A 17,099-nucleotide genomic window follows, 5' to 3' on the forward strand; every position below is an offset into this window, starting at 1 on the left:
AACCGTGCCACCCCCCTTCATTTGCGGGGGTGGAACGGCTATATTTCGCTGTTTCCGTCCGCCTCGCGCGACGATCGCCGACTCCCCGTACTCCGGACCCAGATGACCGCGCCGAATTCCCGCGAACGCATCCTCCCGCGCCTCATCGAAGACGAGCTGCAGCAGTCGTTCATCAACTACTCGATGAGCGTCATTGTCTCGCGCGCGCTGCCCGATGTGCGCGACGGCCTCAAGCCGGTACATCGCCGCATTCTCTACGCGATGAACGAGCTCGGCCTGATGCCCAATCGCGCCTACAAGAAGTCGGCGACGGTCGTGGGCGACGTGCTCGGCAAGTATCACCCGCACGGCGACTCCTCGGTGTACGAAGCGCTCGTGCGCATGGTGCAGACCTTCTCGCTGCGGTACCCGCTGGTCGACGGTCAGGGAAACTTCGGCTCGGTCGACGGCGATCGCGCGGCAGCCTATCGATACACCGAGGCGCGACTCACGCGCATCGCCCTCGAGATGCTCGAGGACATTGACAAGAACACCGTCAATTTCATTCCGAACTTCGATGACCAGCGCGAAGAGCCGTCGGTGCTGCCGGCCAAGCTCCCGAACCTGCTGATCAACGGGTCGAGCGGCATTGCCGTCGGCATGGCGACGAACATCCCGCCGCACAATCTTCGCGAGGTGGCCAAGGCCATCGCCGCGCTGGTGAAGCATCCCGAGTGCACCACCGACGACCTCCTCCAGCACATCAAGGGTCCCGACTTCCCCACCGGTGGCTACATCTACGGTGAACACGGGATCCGCGACGCCTACGAGACCGGCCGCGGCAAGGTGATCATGCGCGCACGCGTGCGCATCGAGGAGAACGAGCGGACCGGCAAGAACGCGCTGGTGATCACCGAGTTGCCGTACCAGGTCAACAAGGCCAACCTCGCGATCGCGATTGCCGACCTGGCCTCCGAGAAGCGGATCGAAGGGATCACCGGCGTTCGCGACGAGTCCGACCGCGAGGGCATGCGGCTTGTCGTCGAGCTCAAGCGCGATGCGATCCCGCAGGTCGTGCTCAACGGGCTCTACAAGCACACCGCAATGCAGAGCACCTTCGGCGTCATCAACCTCGCGCTGGTCAACGGCGCGCCGAAGGTGATGCCGCTCAAGGAGATCCTGCAGCACTTCATCGACCACCGCCACGTCATCATCGTGCGGCGGACCGAGTTCGATCTCGCCGAGGCGAAGAAGCGGGAACACATCCTGCGCGGCCTCAAGATCGCCGTCGACAACATCGACGAAGTCATCGCGATCATTCGCTCCTCGGCCGACACACCGACCGCCGACACCCGGCTGCGCGCGCGCTTCGGCTTCACCGAGGCGCAGAGCGATGCCATCCTCAACATGCGGCTCGCACGGCTCACCGGCCTCGAGATCAGCAAGCTGGAAGCCGAACTCGCCGAAGTGCTGGCGACCATTGCCGAACTCGAGAGCATCCTGGCGTCGCGTGAACGGCGCGAGAAGATCCTGGTCGGAGAGGTCGACGAACTCGCCGCTACCTACGGCGATGCGCGCCGCACCGAAATCCTCAAGGATCAGGGCGAGTTCTCGGTCGAAGACCTGATCGCCGAAGAAGACATGGTGATCACCGTCTCGCACACCGGCTACATCAAGCGGATTCCGGTCACCACCTACCGGCGCCAGCGTCGCGGCGGCCGCGGCCTCACCGGGATGGACACCAAGGAAACCGACTGGGTCGAGCATCTCTTCATCGCCTCGACGCACGATTACCTGATGTTCTTCTCCGATCGCGGTACCGTCTACTGGCTCAAGGTGCACGAGATCCCGCAGGGCGGGCGCAACGCGCGCGGCAAGCCGATCGTCAACTGCATCAACATCCGCGAGCACGAACGGATCGCCTCGCTGGTGCCAGTCCGCACCTTCGGCGACGACGAATGGCTGATGTTCGCCACGCGCAACGGCACCGTGAAGAAGACGGTGATGTCGGCGTACGGCAACGTCCGCACCGTCGGTATCAATGCCATCAACATCGACGCCGACGACGAACTCATCGACGTGCAGAAGACCCGCGGCAACGATGACATCGTGCTCGCCACCTCGTCGGGAATGAGCATTCGCTTCCACGAGAGCGATGTCCGCGAGATGGGCCGTGCCACGGCCGGCGTCAAGGGCATCGAACTCGACACCGACGACCGGGTCATCGGCATGGTCGTTGTCCGCGAGCGCGCCGAACTGCTGGTCGTGAGCGAGAAGGGGATCGGCAAGCGGTCGATGGTCGCCGATTACCGCGTCCAGCGTCGCGGCGGCAAGGGGATCATCACGATGCAGCAGACCGAGAAGACCGGCCGGCTCATCGCCCTCAAGGATGTCGTGCCCGAGGACGAGCTGATGATGATCACCAAGGGTGGCGTCATTATCCGCTGCCCGGTCGAAGGGATCCGGGTCTCCGGCCGCAACACGCAGGGCGTCAAGCTGATGAACCTCGACACCGACGATCGGATCGTCGACGTCGCGCGGGTGCAGAAGGAAGAAGACGACGGCGCCGAAGAGGGGCTCGAAGGTGTGCCCGCTCCCGGAGGCGACGACGGTCCGGCGGAGGAGGGGTGACCGGCCCCTCCCTCGACAATCTTCGTGAAGCGGCAGCGGGGCTCGTCGGCATTGCCGAACGGACCCCGCTGGTTCCGTTAGAGGGGTTGGTCCCCGGTATCGATGTCCGGCTCAAGGCCGAACATCTGCAGCCGATTGGCGCCTTCAAGATCCGTGGCGCCTGGACCGCAGTCAGGCGCCTGGATCCCGAGAAGCGCCAGCGCGGGGTGGTGACCTCTTCGAGCGGCAACCACGGTCTCGGGGTCGCTTTCGCCGCAAATCGCCACGGAATCCCGGCGGTGGTGGTCATGCCGGAGTCGGCTCCAGCCATCAAGGTGGCCGGGGTGAGGGAATTCGGGGGCGAAGTGGTCCAGATCGGGAAGATCCGTGGTCCCGAGCAGACGGTGGAGGCCGCCCGACTGGTCAAAGAGCGGGGGCTCTCGATGATCCCCCCCTACGACCACCCAGATGTGATGGCAGGTCAGGGGACCTGCGGTCTCGAGATCCTCGAGGCCTGGCCGGAAGTCACCACCATCCTGGTCCCGGTGGGCGGTGGGGGGCTCCTCGCCGGAATCTGCGCTGCGGTCCGGGCATTGCGCCCCGACGTGACCGTGGTGGGGGTCGAACCGGCCGGAATCCCCAAGCTTTCGGCCGCGATCCAGGCCGGGCACCCCGAAACCCTGGCCGCTGGCACAAGCCTCGCAGATGGACTGCTTACCCGGTCGGTGGGGGAACTCACCTGGCCGGTCTTTCAGTCCACTGTCCACGAGGTTGTAGCCGTGACCGATGATGACATCACCGCCGCCATGAAATGGCTGGCGGTCCGGGGCGTTCGCGTGGAGCCCTCGGGTGCGGTCACCACGGCGGCCCTCCTCTCGGGACGATTCCGACCACGCGGGCCGGCCGTCGTTGTCGCCAGTGGCGGCAACGTCGATCCGGCGCGCTACGACGCTCTGGTCAGCTGATGCAGCTCAACCCCCGGCTGCTGCTCGCCACTGAAGACACCGCGCTCGCCCGCACGCTCTCCTGGGTCCTCAAGGAGAACGGCTACGATGTTGTGACCGCGCAGGGTGGACCGCAACTCCTCGAGCGTCTCGAGCAGGAGGAGTACGATCTCCTGGTCGTCGATCTCGCCAACGCCGACGCCGGCACGATGGACCGACTCGCTGGCGTGCGCGCCGATCTCCGCTACAAGGATGTTCCTCTCTTCGTCCTCACCGATCCCGGTTTCGATCCCGCCGTGCTCGAACCGTACGGCCTGGTCGCCGCCGATATCGTCAAGCGCCCCTATCGCGTGCGTGAACTCCTCTCGCGCATCAAGGCCCACCTCCGCGTCGGCCGCGAGCTCAACAAGGCACGGGCCGAGGTCCGCTCGCGTGCTGAGATGGTGGCGATCCTCAAGGAAGTCACCGCGACCCACAACCCGGACGAGATCTACCAGATCCTCGTCCGTCGCGTGGCGCAGGGGCTCCGGATCGCACGCTGCTCAGTGGTGCTCGCCGCACCCGGCGCCGACGAAGGTACCGTCGTCGCGGCCTACGAGAACCCCACGCTGCGCGAACTGAAGGTGGAGCTCGCGAAGTACCCCGAGATCCTGCGCGCGCTGCGCACCGGCGAGACGGTGATGGTCGGCGACGTCAATGCCGACCCGCTCTATCAGGACGTGCGGATGATCATCGCGACCGAGGCCAACGCGGCGTCGCGCACCAGGTCGGTCATCGCGCTGCCGTTCCCGATCAACGGCCGCCTCGCGGGCGTCTTCTTCCTGCGCACTACCGCCGATGATCCGCCACTGAATCGTCTCGATCTGGGCTTCGCCGAGCAGGTCATCGAGGCCGCCGTGACCGCGCTCGAGAAAGCATACGATCTCGAGCAGACGTCGCAGGGACACCAACAACTGCGTCAGCTCGCCGACACCGACCCACTCACGGGCTGCGCCAATCGTCGCGTGCTCAACGAGCGGCTCCGCGAGGAACTCGATCGTGCGCGACGCTACGACCAGGTCGTCACCGTCGCGCTGTTCGATGTCGATGATTTCAAGCGGATCAATGACACCCACGGCCATCATGTGGGTGACACGGTGTTGCAGCAGATCGTGACCATCCTGCGTCGCGAACTGCGCACGATGGACATCCTCGCACGCTATGGTGGCGAGGAGTTCGTGGTGCTGCTCCCCGAAACGGGCGGCACCGGTGCCAGGCTCTTCGTCGACCGGATCCTGCGCCGCGTCGCGCAGCACAACTTCGGCGAGGAATCGGCACCGATCTCGGTCACCGTGAGCGCGGGCCTGGCCACCTTCCCCGATGACCGCGCCGCCGACGACGAATCGCTCCTCAAGCTGGCCGACGAAAACCTCTACAAGGCCAAGCGCGCGGGGCGTAACCGCTACAGAGACTAGCCCCGCCGGAACCTCCCCGGCGCGGATATCTTAGGGGTCTCCCCTCCCTCCCGGAGCTCCCCATGCGCCCCACTCGCGGCATCGCCGCTACGCCGGTTATCGCCGGCCTGACCCTGGTCGCCGGGCTCGCCGCTGGCCTGCTCGTCGGTCGCCCACGCCATACCACCATCACGCTTGACCCCGTCACGACCCACGGCGAATGGGTGAAGTTCGCCAACGCCAAGGGCGACTCCATCCGTGCCTACGTGGCCTACCCAGAGCGGAAGGACAAGGCGCCCACCGTCATCGTCATCCATGAGATCTTCGGGATGACCGACTGGGAGCCGACGATGGCCGATCACTTCGCGGCGAAGGGCTACATCGCGGTGGTGCCCGACCTCCTCTCGTCCCGCTGGGGCACCTCGCCCGCAAGCCCCGACAGCGGCCGCAAGCTGGTCGCGCAGCTCACACCCGACGGCGTGAACGCTGACCTCGATGCCGCCTATCGCTACATCAATGCCCTACCCGCCGCATCGAAGGATCGCACCGGCGTCATCGGCTTCTGCTGGGGTGGCGGCACCGTCTGGCGCTATGCCTCCGCCAATCCGAAGCTCAAGGCCGCCGTGGTGTGTTACGGGCCGCTGGCCGACACGCTGCTGCTGAAGACCATCAAGGCACCCGTCCTCGGCGTCTTTGGCGAGAATGACATGCGCGTCAACGCGATGATTCCACTCGAGCAGCGGATTCTCGGCGACCTGAAGATTCCCTTCAGCGCCGATAGCTATCCCGGGACCGGCCACGGTTTCCTCAAGCCCGGTCGCAAGGGATCCGGCACGCCGGAGGCCGAACGCGCCCTCGGCAACATCGACGCCTTCTTCGCCAAGCGGCTCGAGGGGAAGTGAAGCCATTGCACTACCGCACGCTCGCGGCACTCGCGCTCCTCCTGACTGCCGCGGCGTGCAACCTCTCGCCGCTCCGGAATCGCATCAAGGTGGGAGAAGAACCGATCGTGGTCTTCGTGGGCGAGGGGGTCGATGGCAATACCGATCTCTTCGTGGTGCCGGCGGGTGGCGGCACCATTGTACAACTCACCTTCACGCCGTTGCGCGAATCGATGCCCCGGATCAACCTGCGCGGCGACGCGGTGGCCTTCCTGCGGGCGCGCGATACCCTCGCCACGAGCGCGAATGAAGTGATCCTGATGAACCTGCTGAACGGCGCTGAGCGGCAACTGCCGGTGCCCGACAGCGCCGGGCGGATCACGATGATTGCGTGGGGTGGCAGCGGCAACACCCTCTATGTGCGAAGCGCGCGCGGGAGCTGGCTCCTCTCGACGCCGCCGGAGCCGGCGCGTGCCGTCGCGGCCACCGGTGCCGAGGTCGCGCGAGCGGACTCGTTCTTCCAGCTCTGGGTCGGTACACCGCCGTTCGCCTACATCACGCGCTGTGCCGGCGGCGGAATCTGCGCCCAGGGTCCGGTCGTCAAGGCGACGACACTCACCACCGAAGGACACGACCCGTTGCTGTGGGGCACCGATTCGGTGGCGTGGTTTGAAGGCGATGGGATGGTGATTCGCGGGATCGGGCCGGGGACCGTGCGGCGGATGCTCTGGAGGCATCCGCCGGGACATCCACGCGACGGGAGCTACAGCGGCGTGACCGAGGCCGGGCGTTAGGCCCGGCGCCCGTCAGCTTCGGACGTAGAAGACGAAGCTTTCGAGTTGGGCGATCTTGCTGTCCTTCTCCTTCAGCTCGTGCGCGAGCAGGTCGCCCGTGGTCACGACCCCTTCGACCCCGTTGGGGCCCAGCACGGGCAGGTGACGAATCCGGCGCTCACTCATGACGGCGCCGCAGTCGTCGAGGGTCGCGTCGGGCGTACAGGTGATCAGCGACGAGGTCATCACTTCGGCGACCGTGGTGGCACCTGGCAGCCGGTCAACCGCCACGACGCGACGCATCAGGTCGCGTTCGGTGAAGATGCCGGCAAGTGTACCATCTTCGGTGACGAGTACGCTGCCCGTGCCGCGGTCATTCATCATCTGCGCGGCCTGCAGTACGGTCGTGCTGGGCGACACCATCAGAAGCTCACGGCCCTTCTGGGCCAGAAGTTCGCGGACTGTCTCCATCGACGATTCCTTGTGCCTGGGAACCTTGATACTACCGATCTGGCGTCCACTCTGCCAGAGGTGCCGGCTCTCTGCTTTCGTCGCACCCCCGCTTACGATTCTCTGCAATCCGGACATATCGTGACTCATCACCCCGCCAGGCCATGATCCGTCTCATCGAGTGCGTCCCGAACTTCTCCGAGGGGCGCGACCCCGAGGTCATCCGGCAGATCACCGCGAGCATTGCGGCGGTCGAAGGCGTACGCTTGCTCAATGTCGACCCGGGCAAGGCCACCAATCGCACCGTGGTCACCCTGGTAGGCGATCCCGACGCCGTGATCGAGGCCGCATTCCAGGCCATTCGCGTGGCCGGCACCCTGATCGACATGCGTCATCACAGTGGCGAGCATCCGCGGATGGGGGCCACCGACGTCTGCCCGCTGATTCCGATTTCCGGGATCACGATGGCCGAGACGGTGGAATATGCCCGTCGCCTCGCCGAGCGGGTCGGTCGCGAGCTCAACCTTCCGGTCTATCTCTACGAGGCCGCTCAGCCGGACAAGAACCGCAGCAACCTCGCCACCATTCGTGCGGGCGAGTATGAAGGCCTCGCGCAGAAGATCGTCAAGCCGGAGTGGCGACCCGATTTCGGCCCGGCCAGCTTCGACGCAGCGCGCGGCGCCACGGTGATTGGAGCCCGCGATTTCCTCGTGGCCTACAACGTGAATCTCAACACCACCTCGACCCGCCGCGCCAATGCCATTGCATTCGACATCCGCGAGGCAGGTCGCAAGGTCAAGAATGCCGCAGGAGAGGAAGTCTCCCAGCCCGGCACGCTCAAGGCCGTCAAGGCGATTGGCTGGTTCATCGCCGAGTATGGCATCGCGCAGGTGTCGATCAACCTCGTGGATCTCGCAGTCACACCGGTCCACGTCGCTTTCGATGAAGTCTCCCGGGCGGCGGCGGCGCGAGGCATTCGCGTCACCGGCTCCGAGCTGGTCGGCCTGGTGCCACTCAAGTGCCTCGTCGATGCCGGCCGCTACTTCCTCGAGAAGCAGCAACGCTCCACCGGTGTCCCGGAGCGCGAGCTTGTGCGTATCGCCGTGCGTTCCCTCGGCCTCGATGAGCTGGCGCCGTTCCACCCCGAGGAGCGGGTCATCGAGTACTTGCTGCAATCCGATTCGGCCGCGCCACTCGTCGGGATGTCACTCACGAACTTCGCCTACGAGACCGCGAGCGAGAGTCCGGCACCCGGTGGCGGCTCCATTGCGGCGTACATCGGCGCGCTCGGCGCTGCCCTCGGGACGATGGTCGCGAACCTGTCGAGCCACCGACGCGGCTGGGACGAGCGCTGGAAGGAATTCTCCGATCAGGCCAATGCCGGCCAGCAGCAGACGCGCACCCTCCTCACGCTGGTCGACGAAGACACCGCGGCCTTCACCCGCGTGATGACGGCGTTCGGACTCCCGAAGGCTACCGATGACGAAAAGGCTGCCCGCCGCGCCGCCATCCAGGAAGCCACCCGCGCCGCGACCGAAGTGCCGTTCCGCGTGATGGAAACCGCGCTGGCCTCGATGACCCTCATCAAGTCGATGGCCGACACCGGTCAGGAGAGTTCCGTCTCCGACGCCGGCGTGGGCGCCCTCTGCGCGCGTTCGGCCGTGATGGGGGCGTTCCTGAACGTGAAGATCAACGCGGCATCGCTCACCGACAAAGCGTACGCGAGCGATATCGTCAGTCGCGGCGCCGAGATCGAACGGCAGGCGCAGGCGCTGGAGACGGAGATCCTGGCCATTGTGAACGGGAAGATCTGACCATGCCTGTCATCCGCGCTCCCCGAGGCAACACCCGCACCGCGCAGGGATGGATTCAGGAAGCCGCCAAGCGGATGCTGATGAACAATCTCGACCCCGACGTGGCCGAGAAGCCGGAAGAGCTGATCGTCTATGGTGGGCGTGGCAAGGCGGCGCGGAACTGGGAAGCCTACCACCGGATCGTCGCGACGCTCGATCGACTGAAGAACGATGAGACGCTTCTGATCCAGAGTGGCAAGCCGGTCGCGGTCCTGCGAACTCACGATCACGCACCGCGGGTACTGCTCGCCAATTCCAACCTGGTGCCCAAGTGGGCAACCTGGGACGAGTTCGATCGCCTCGACAAGCTCGGCCTGATGATGTACGGCCAGATGACGGCCGGGTCGTGGATCTACATCGGGACGCAGGGGATTCTGCAGGGCACCTACGAGACCTTCGCCGCCGCTGCCGCCAAGCACTTCGGCGGCACCCTCGCCGGCACCATCACCGTGACTGCGGGACTCGGCGGAATGGGCGGGGCGCAGCCGCTCGCCGTCTCGCTCGCCGGTGGCGTGTCAATCACGATTGAAATCGACGCATCCCGCATCCAGCGCCGGCTCGAGACGCGCTACCTCGATGAAGTCGCGACCTCACTCGACGATGCGATTTCGCGAGCGGAGCTGGCACGCCAGGAAAAGCGCGCCGTTTCGATCGGCCTGCTGGGCAACGCCGCCGAAATGCTGCCGGAGATGGTGCGGCGTCGCTTCACCCCGGAGCTGGTCACCGATCAGACGTCGGCCCACGATCCGATGTGGGGCTACCTCCCGCCAGCGCAGCCCGACGAAGACCTCAACGAGCTTCGGAGCAAGCAGCCCGACGAGTATCTCGTGCGCACACGCGCGGCGATGGTGACGCACGTCGAGGCGATCCTCGAATTGCAGCGTCGTGGCAGCATCGCCTTTGACTACGGCAACAATCTGCGCGCGCAGGCCCAGATCGGCGGGCTCGCCAACGCGTTCGACTACCCCGGCTTCGTGCCGGCATTCATTCGTGATTCCTTCTGCGAAGGACGCGGCCCGTTCCGCTGGGTCGCACTCTCGGGTGATCCGGCAGACATCGCCGCCACCGACGCCGCGATGAAGGATCTGTTCCCAGCAGATGCGCGCTTGCAGAAATGGCTCGGCTGGGCTGGTGACCGGATTGCCTTTCAGGGGTTGCCCGCGCGCATCTGCTGGCTCGGCTACCGCGAGCGCGACAAGGCCGGCCTGATGTTCAACGAAATGGTGCGCGACGGCCGACTCAAGGCGCCGATTGTCATCGGCCGTGATCACCTCGACGCCGGCTCGGTGGCGTCGCCGTATCGCGAAACCGAGGCGATGCTGGACGGTTCCGACGCCGTGAGCGACTGGGCCCTGCTCAACTTCGCCACCGGCATCGCCAGCGGCGCGGGGTGGATGTCCTTCCATCACGGCGGCGGCGTCGGCATGGGATATTCCCAGCACTCGGGGCTGGTCGCTGTCGCCGATGGCACCGACGAGGCGGCCCTCCGGCTCTCGCGCTGCCTCCTCAACGACCCCGCGATGGGCGTGATCCGCCACGCTGACGCCGGCTATGAACTGGCGCAGCGCGTCGGCCGCGAGCGCGGACTCGATATGCCGTCGCTGTGATTGCCGACCGGCTGCGCGCCTGGACGTCAGCGCAGTCACCCTGAGTACGTGCCGATGCCCTTCATGACCTGAGAAGGGCGGGAAGTGATGACGGCCCTAGCGCGGTCTTCAGCACCTGCACCGATCGCTCGGCTGCGAGCTGCCAGTGCGTCGTGACGGCGAGTGCGGCGGCCATTCCGTTACCCCTCTCGATCGCAGCAGCCATCGCCTCATGTTCCGCGAGCGATTCGACGATGTGGGATGCATCGCTCGCTCCGTAGAGCCACTCATATCGCTCGATGTGCGGCCGAACCGCCTCGTACACCACATGCAGCCGACGCCCGCCACAGGTGGTAACCATGACGCGGTGAAAGCTTGACTGGAGGTCGAAGGCCAGGTCCGGGTCCCGAGCATGCGTTGTCCATGCCGCGCGGAGCTCGGCGTTGATGCGGCGCAATTCGTGGGCAAGTTGCTCTCGCTCGCCCACCGCCAGCAATTCAACCCTGCGCGCGGCGATCGCCTCAAGACTCCCGATGATCTGCCACAACTCGGCGATATCACCCCAATGCAACGGCGCCACGCGTAACTCTCCGCGACGCGCGTCTGGTCCCTGGGTCACCAGAAACCCTTCATGGGTGAGCCGCTGCAGCGCCTGTCGCGTGGGAGTCCGGCTGGTGGTGAATCGCGTCGCGACGACACGCTCGAGGAGGCGTGTGCCCGGCGGGAGTCTGCCACGAATGATCTCGTCAAGCAGCAGGCTGCGGATTACGTCCGCCGGTTCCCGTCGCTTGTTGCCCGCGTGGTCGACCGCCTTTGCCGGCATCTCAGCGCCTCACTTTTGTATACAACAGCCAGCCGAATCTTGCTGCGTGCCGCCGCGTAAAGCAAACATTGGCACACGGGCGGAGCACGAGCAACACCTGTGCTGAGTATTTGTATACAACAATTCCCCATCGGAGGTCGAAAGTTGCGGGCGCCCTTCCTTCTCATCACCATCGTGGCCAGCCTCGTGGCCACGGCTCTCCCCGCGGCCATGCCGGGGCAGGCCGCGCCGAGTATTGATCCCCAGGCGAAGGCGTACCTCCTCGCCGCGCTGGATACCATCCAGGCGACGACGATCCGCGCCGACACGATTCGCTGGCAAGTCGTGCGCGACAGTGCCCTCTTCTTTGCGGCAGGCGCCGTGAAACCGCCTGACACCTACGCGGCGATTTCGTGGGCATTGCACCGGGCAAATAAGCACAGCTTCCTCCAGGCCAAGGCACCCGGTGCAGCCTCCGAATTGATCATGGAGAAGCTTGGGTACCTCCACGTCCCGCAACGCGGCGGCGCTGCTGTTGCATTGGCAGACTCCCTCCACAGCGCGATCGCCACCCTCAGTAGTTCCGGTGTGTGTGGCTGGATTGTCGATCTCCGCGACAACGGCGGCGGCAACATGTGGCCGATGCTGGCCGGGATCGGGCCGCTTCTCGGCGATTCGCTGGTTGGCTCCTTCGGAACCGCCAACGAGGCGAGCTTCTGGTATTACCAGCACGGCGTCTCGGGGTTGTGGCGGCACGGCGGGCAGCTGGACACCCTTAGCAAGATCACCGTGTCGCTGACGCAGCTCTCCGAGCGGTATCCCCCGCTCGCGGTGCTTCTCGATTCGGGCACCGGGAGTTCCGGCGAGGCCATCGCCATCGCATTCAGCGGTCGACCCAACACCAGGAGCTTCGGGAGCGCCACGGCAGGATTCGCGACCGTGAACCGCGGTGCCAAACTGGCGGATGGTGCGAACATGGTGGTGACCACCGGTCACAACACCGATCGCACCGGGAAGCGATTCCTGGACCAGGTTGTCCCGGACGTCTCGATCCCCAGCCCTCCGAGTGGCTGGCCGACGCCACGAGATCGCGTGGCCCGCACCGCGGCGGCGTGGCTGCTTGCTTCCCCGATGTGCAACAGGAGCCGCTGACCAGCGATCACCCGGCGCGCGCGCCGGGCAGGAAACGATAGATTTCCGGATGATCGCCGACCGGCTCCTCATCGGAATCTCCCAATTGGTGACCACCGCCGGCGTCGGTGCTGCGCGCGGTGCCGCGATGAGTCAGCTCGAGATCATCCCCGACGCGGCCATCGCCATTGTGGGCGATCAGATCGCCTGGGTCGGCCCGCGGACCGAGTGGCATGGCAACGCGGCGACCGAACAGCACCTCGGAAACTGCGCGGTGCTTCCCGGGCTGGTCGACCCGCACACCCACGCCGTCTGGGCTGGCGATCGACTCGCCGATTTCGAGGCGCGCGTCAGTGGCGTGCCCTACGAGGCGATTCTCGCTGGTGGCGGCGGCATCCGCTCCACCGTGCGACAGACTGCGGCCGCAACGGGCGAGACCCTGTTGGCCCTCGCCCAACCGCGCATCGATGCCTTGATGCGGAGTGGCGCCACGACTGTCGAGGTCAAGAGCGGTTATGGCTTCACGCACGAGGCGGAAATCCTTTCGCTCGGAGTGATCACTGCACTCGCGACGAGCAGCCAGGTCGGTATCGAAGCGACTCTGCTGATTCACGTTCCTCCCGCGAATGCTGCCGAACGCGGCGATTATCTCGCGATGGTAACCCGTGAGTTGATTCCCGAAGCAGCGCGACGCGGTCTCGCCCGGGCCGTTGACATCTTCATCGAACGCGAGGCCTTCACGCTGGCGGAGGCGACGGCCGTCTTCACGGCGGCGCGGACGCACGCGCTCAGCATCAAGGCCCACGTCGATCAATTCCATGCGATCGGCGGACTGGAACTGGCGGTGGAACACGGCGCGCTCTCGGTCGATCATCTCGAAGCGTCTGGCCCGGCACAAATCGAGGCCTTGGCACAAGGCAGAAGCGTAGGGGTCATCCTCCCCGGCGTGACCCTGCATCTCGGCCTCCCCGCCGCCCCGGCCCGCGCGCTCATCGAAGCCGGCGCAGCGGTTGCCGTGGGGACCGACCTCAACCCCGGATCGTCGCCGCTCTTCTCTACCCAGCAGGCGATGGCGCTCGCGGTCCGCCTCAACCGGCTCACCCCGGCCGAGGCGGTCACGGCCGGTACCGCCAATGCCGCGGCTGCGCTGGGTCGCGGCGATATCGGCCGCATCCGTTCAGGCACCCGCGCGGACCTCCTGGTTCTCGACAGCGCCGACTGGCGCGATCTTCCCTACACGCTCGGCACGTCGCCGATCGGACAGCTTTTCATCGGTGGACACGAGGTGTCGTTGTGAGTGCTCCCACGCTGGTTGGTCGTCGCCTCTCCCTCAGGGATGTCGTGCGCGTGGCGCGGGACGGCCAGCCCGTGGCGCTCTGCCCCGATGCGGCGGTGCGCATCGCGCAGTCGCGCGCCTACATCGAGCAGATCGTGGCCGAAGGACGGATGGTCTATGGCGTGACCACCGGCTTCGGCAAGCTCGCCAACGTTCGCATTGCGGCCGCCGACGTGCAGCAGTTGCAGCGAAACCTGATCGTTTCCCATGCGATGGGTGTGGGTGAGCCGTTCTCGACCGAAGTGGTCCGCGCGATGCTGCTGTTGCGCGCGCAATCACTGGCGCAGGGGAACAGCGGCATCCGTGTTGATGTCATCATGCTGCTGCTCGCGATGCTCGACCGTGGTGTGCATCCGGTGGTGCCGTGCCAGGGGTCGGTCGGTGCCAGTGGCGACCTCGCGCCACTCGCCCATATGGCGCTGACCCTGATTGGAGAAGGCTTCGCCGAATTCGGCGGTGAGGTGCTGCCAGCCACCGAAGCGCTCTCCCGCGCCGGACTCTCGCCGGTGGTGCTCGAAGCCAAGGAAGGACTCGCGCTCATCAACGGCACCCAGGCGATGACAGCGATCGGCGCACTGGTAATCCACGACGCAATGGAGCTTGCCACTGTTGCCGACATCGCCGGCGCGATGTCACTCGAGGCGCTGAAGGGAACCCGCACACCATTCGACGCTCGCGTTACCGCCGTGCGCCCGCATCCCGGCGCCGCGGCCACGGCGGCGAACATCCTCCTCCTCTCGGCCGACTCCCCGATTCACGCGTCGCACGCCGACTGCGACAAGATCCAGGATGCCTACTCGCTCCGCTGCATCCCTCAGGTGCATGGCGCCTCGCGCGATGCGCTCGACCACGCGGCCACCGTCCTCGACCGCGAGATCAACGCGGTCACTGACAATCCGCTGGTTTTCGCTTCCGACGACCTGGTGATCTCCGCCGGCAACTTCCACGGCCAGCCAGTCGCCCTGGTCATGGACTATGCCAAGATCGCGATCGCCGAACTCGCCAACATCGCCGAACGCCGCGTGGAGCACATGCTCGACCCGGCAGTATCAGGACTCCCGGCATTCCTCGCGCATCAGGGTGGTCTGCATTCGGGATTGATGATCTCGCAGTACACCGCCGCATCACTCGTCAGCGAGAACAAGGTGCTCGCGCACCCCGCCAGCGTCGACTCGATTCCCACCAGTGCCAACCAGGAAGATCACGTCTCGATGGGCACCACCAGCGCGCGGCAGTGTGCCATGATCCTCGAAAACTCCCGCTGGGTCCTCGCCGTTGAAGTGCTCAATGCGGCCCAGGCACTCGACTTCCACAAGCCGCTCGAACCAGGGCCCGGGGTCGGCGCGGCAGTGACCCTGGTTCGCAGTGTGGTGCCACCACTCGATGCCGACCGGATCATGACCGGCGACCTGGCCGCGGTCCGGTCCCTCATCGTCAAAGGCACCCTGCGGAGGGCAGTCGAAGCGGCGATCGGGAAGCTCCGATAGGCCCGAGGTTCCCGACGAGCGAGAGACGAGCGAGAGACGAGCGAGAGACGCCAGCGTTGCTCGTGGGCTGCCTCTCCGCGTCTGTTACAGCCGCCCGCGATCGCACTAGCGATACCAGCAATCGTGAGCGACGGCTGTAAAGGCCGCTGCGAGGCACCCACGACTCAACGCGAGCGAATCTCACGACGCGGAATAGCAGCACGTGGACTCGGTGCAGGAGCCGTGGGAGGAGAATCAGTAGGGAGCGCGTCCATAGCCGGCGCTCTTTGCGCCGGCGAGCGATTCGCAGGAGCGACCGCCGAGCGGGCGGCAGCGCCCGCCGCCGGTCGCTACCGAATCGCGGACGCGCAGAATCTGATCCGACGACCACGGCGCCTGCGCCGAGCCTTACGCCCTGATCAGCACGAAAGAGGAGAGTTCCCAATGACGCTTCGTGGATCGCTACTCTCGATGTTTTTGCTTGCCGCGCCGCTCACCGCGCAGACCGTCGACACGACGGCAGTCAATCGCCTCTTTGCGCGATACGCGACCGACTCCACGCCGGGCTGCGCGATCGGCATCGCGCGGGGCGGTGACCTGCTCTTTGCGCACGGCTACGGCCTCGCCGACCTCGAACGGAATGTGCCGCTCACAGCAGGCAGTGTGATCGAAGCCGGCTCGGTATCGAAGCAGTTCACCGCAGCTGCGGTACTCCTGCTCGCTTCGCGCGGACTCCTTTCGCTCGATGACAACATCCTGCACTACTTCCCCGAGCTTCCCGATTTCGGCACGCCGATCACCATTCGCAATCTGATGCAGCATACCAGCGGGTTGCGCGATTGGGGCGCGATGGCCGAACTCGAGGGGTGGCCGCGCGGCACGCGGACCGCGACCCAGGGCGACGTGCTGACCATTCTCTCCCGGCAGCGGCGGCTCAACCACGCGCCCGGGGCGGCATTTTCCTATACCAACAGCGGCTACAACCTGCTGGTGATGCTGGTCGAGCGAGTCACCGGGCAATCATTCCCGGCCTTTACCTCGCGTGAATTCTTCGTGCCACTGGGAATGACGCACACCCAGTGGCGCGATGACTACGCCCGGATCGTGCACGACCGGGCCGAGGCGTATTCTCGCGATGGCAGTAACTGGAAGCTCGATATGCCGTTCGAAAATGCCTACGGCAACGGTGGGCTGCTCACCACGGTTGGCGACTTGCTGCGCTGGACGCAGGCCATCGCCGACCATCGCATCGGCAACCCGGATGTGAGCGAGGCGATGCAGACACCCGGTACGCTGACCAACGGCAAGCCGATAGCGTACGGTGGTGGACTCTTCATGACATCGTTCCGGGGTGTACGCGAGATCAGCCACAACGGCGCGACCGCCGGCTATCGCTCCTTTCTCGCGCAGTATCCGGAGAGCCGGTACCGGGTCGCGGTGCTCTGCAATGCGGGGAGTGCCAACCCGGTGGCGCTTGGGCACGACGCCATCGGAACCCTCATCACCTTCGCACCGCCTCCGGCGCCAGCGGCCACGACACCAGCACCCGCACCTTCCCACGCCGTGACGCCGTCGCACCGGGCTTTGCAGGCGATTACTGGAACCTGGATCAGCGATGAAGCCGCGGCACGCTGGCTCATCACCCTCCGCAGCGACACGTTGCGCGTCACCCGCCGACCGGGGGATGAGTTCGCGCTTCGGCCCACGGGTACCGATCAGTTCGCCGGCGCCGGTACCACGATTCGCGTCACCCGGAACAAGCGTGGCGCCGTCTCCCAGTTGTTCGTCACCATTTCAAGCGCCGTTGATGTGGCCTTCCGCCGGGCCGGAATGAAGTAGCAGCCCTTCCCCTGAG

Annotated in this window: 13 protein-coding genes; 11 read left to right on the plus strand and 2 right to left on the minus strand. The window is 65.9% G+C overall.

Going from position 1 to position 17,099, the window contains the following annotated elements; genetic code table 11:
• The first annotated feature begins 102 nt into the window (after positions 1-102).
• From gyrA to V4558_05105, 5 genes are all read left to right on the plus strand, one after another.
• Positions 103-2,610 carry a DNA gyrase subunit A gene (gyrA, locus tag V4558_05085; GenBank protein ID MES2304856.1) on the plus strand — a complete coding sequence of 836 codons (2,508 nt, stop codon included), beginning with the start codon at positions 103-105 and terminating at the stop codon, positions 2,608-2,610.
• Positions 2,607-3,554, plus strand: a complete 948-nt coding sequence (locus V4558_05090) for a threonine/serine dehydratase (GenBank protein ID MES2304857.1) — start codon at positions 2,607-2,609, stop codon at positions 3,552-3,554. Before gyrA ends, V4558_05090 begins: the two co-directional genes overlap by 4 nt.
• Positions 3,554-4,987: a diguanylate cyclase gene (locus tag V4558_05095; protein ID MES2304858.1), complete on the plus strand. Its 1,434-nt coding sequence runs from the start codon at positions 3,554-3,556 to the stop codon at positions 4,985-4,987. Before V4558_05090 ends, V4558_05095 begins: the two co-directional genes overlap by 1 nt.
• Positions 4,988-5,049: 62 nt before the next feature.
• Positions 5,050-5,868 (plus strand): dienelactone hydrolase family protein, encoded by an 819-nt coding sequence (locus V4558_05100; protein ID MES2304859.1) that lies wholly within the window; start codon positions 5,050-5,052, stop codon positions 5,866-5,868.
• Positions 5,865-6,641, plus strand: coding sequence for a hypothetical protein (locus V4558_05105; protein ID MES2304860.1), 777 nt, complete (start codon positions 5,865-5,867; stop codon positions 6,639-6,641). Before V4558_05100 ends, V4558_05105 begins: the two co-directional genes overlap by 4 nt.
• A gap of 12 nt (positions 6,642-6,653) precedes the next feature.
• Here the strand turns inward: V4558_05105 and V4558_05110 are convergent, their stop codons facing one another.
• Positions 6,654-7,091 carry a CBS domain-containing protein gene (locus tag V4558_05110; GenBank protein MES2304861.1) on the minus strand — a complete coding sequence of 146 codons (438 nt, stop codon included), beginning with the start codon at positions 7,089-7,091 and terminating at the stop codon, positions 6,654-6,656.
• A gap of 143 nt (positions 7,092-7,234) precedes the next feature.
• Here V4558_05110 and ftcD point away from each other — a divergent pair, with 143 nt between their 5' ends.
• Both ftcD and hutU read left to right on the plus strand, forming a co-directional pair.
• Positions 7,235-8,884 (plus strand): glutamate formimidoyltransferase, encoded by a 1,650-nt coding sequence (ftcD, locus tag V4558_05115; protein ID MES2304862.1) that lies wholly within the window; start codon positions 7,235-7,237, stop codon positions 8,882-8,884.
• Between the two features lie 2 nt (positions 8,885-8,886).
• Positions 8,887-10,530: a urocanate hydratase gene (gene hutU / locus V4558_05120; protein MES2304863.1), complete on the plus strand. Its 1,644-nt coding sequence runs from the start codon at positions 8,887-8,889 to the stop codon at positions 10,528-10,530.
• Between the two features lie 61 nt (positions 10,531-10,591).
• Here the strand turns inward: hutU and V4558_05125 are convergent, their stop codons facing one another.
• Entirely contained in the window at positions 10,592-11,332 is a 741-nt protein-coding gene (locus V4558_05125) for a GntR family transcriptional regulator (GenBank protein MES2304864.1), read from the minus strand.
• A 144-nt stretch (positions 11,333-11,476) separates the two neighbouring features.
• On the opposite strand from V4558_05125, the gene V4558_05130 reads away from it, so the two are divergent.
• From V4558_05130 to V4558_05145, 4 genes are all read left to right on the plus strand, one after another.
• Positions 11,477-12,463: a S41 family peptidase gene (locus tag V4558_05130; GenBank protein ID MES2304865.1), complete on the plus strand. Its 987-nt coding sequence runs from the start codon at positions 11,477-11,479 to the stop codon at positions 12,461-12,463.
• 49 nt (positions 12,464-12,512) lie between these two features.
• Complete coding sequence (gene hutI, locus V4558_05135; GenBank protein ID MES2304866.1) at positions 12,513-13,739, plus strand: imidazolonepropionase; 1,227 nt, start codon at positions 12,513-12,515, stop codon at positions 13,737-13,739.
• Positions 13,736-15,265 carry a histidine ammonia-lyase gene (hutH, locus tag V4558_05140; GenBank protein ID MES2304867.1) on the plus strand — a complete coding sequence of 510 codons (1,530 nt, stop codon included), beginning with the start codon at positions 13,736-13,738 and terminating at the stop codon, positions 15,263-15,265. The genes hutI and hutH overlap by 4 nt, the downstream gene beginning before the upstream one ends.
• A gap of 423 nt (positions 15,266-15,688) precedes the next feature.
• Positions 15,689-17,083, plus strand: a complete 1,395-nt coding sequence (locus V4558_05145) for a serine hydrolase domain-containing protein (protein ID MES2304868.1) — start codon at positions 15,689-15,691, stop codon at positions 17,081-17,083.
• The last annotated feature ends 16 nt before the right edge of the window (positions 17,084-17,099 follow it).

Source organism: Gemmatimonadota bacterium, from assembly GCA_040388535.1.
GTDB lineage: Bacteria > Gemmatimonadota > Gemmatimonadetes > Gemmatimonadales > GWC2-71-9 > Palsa-1233.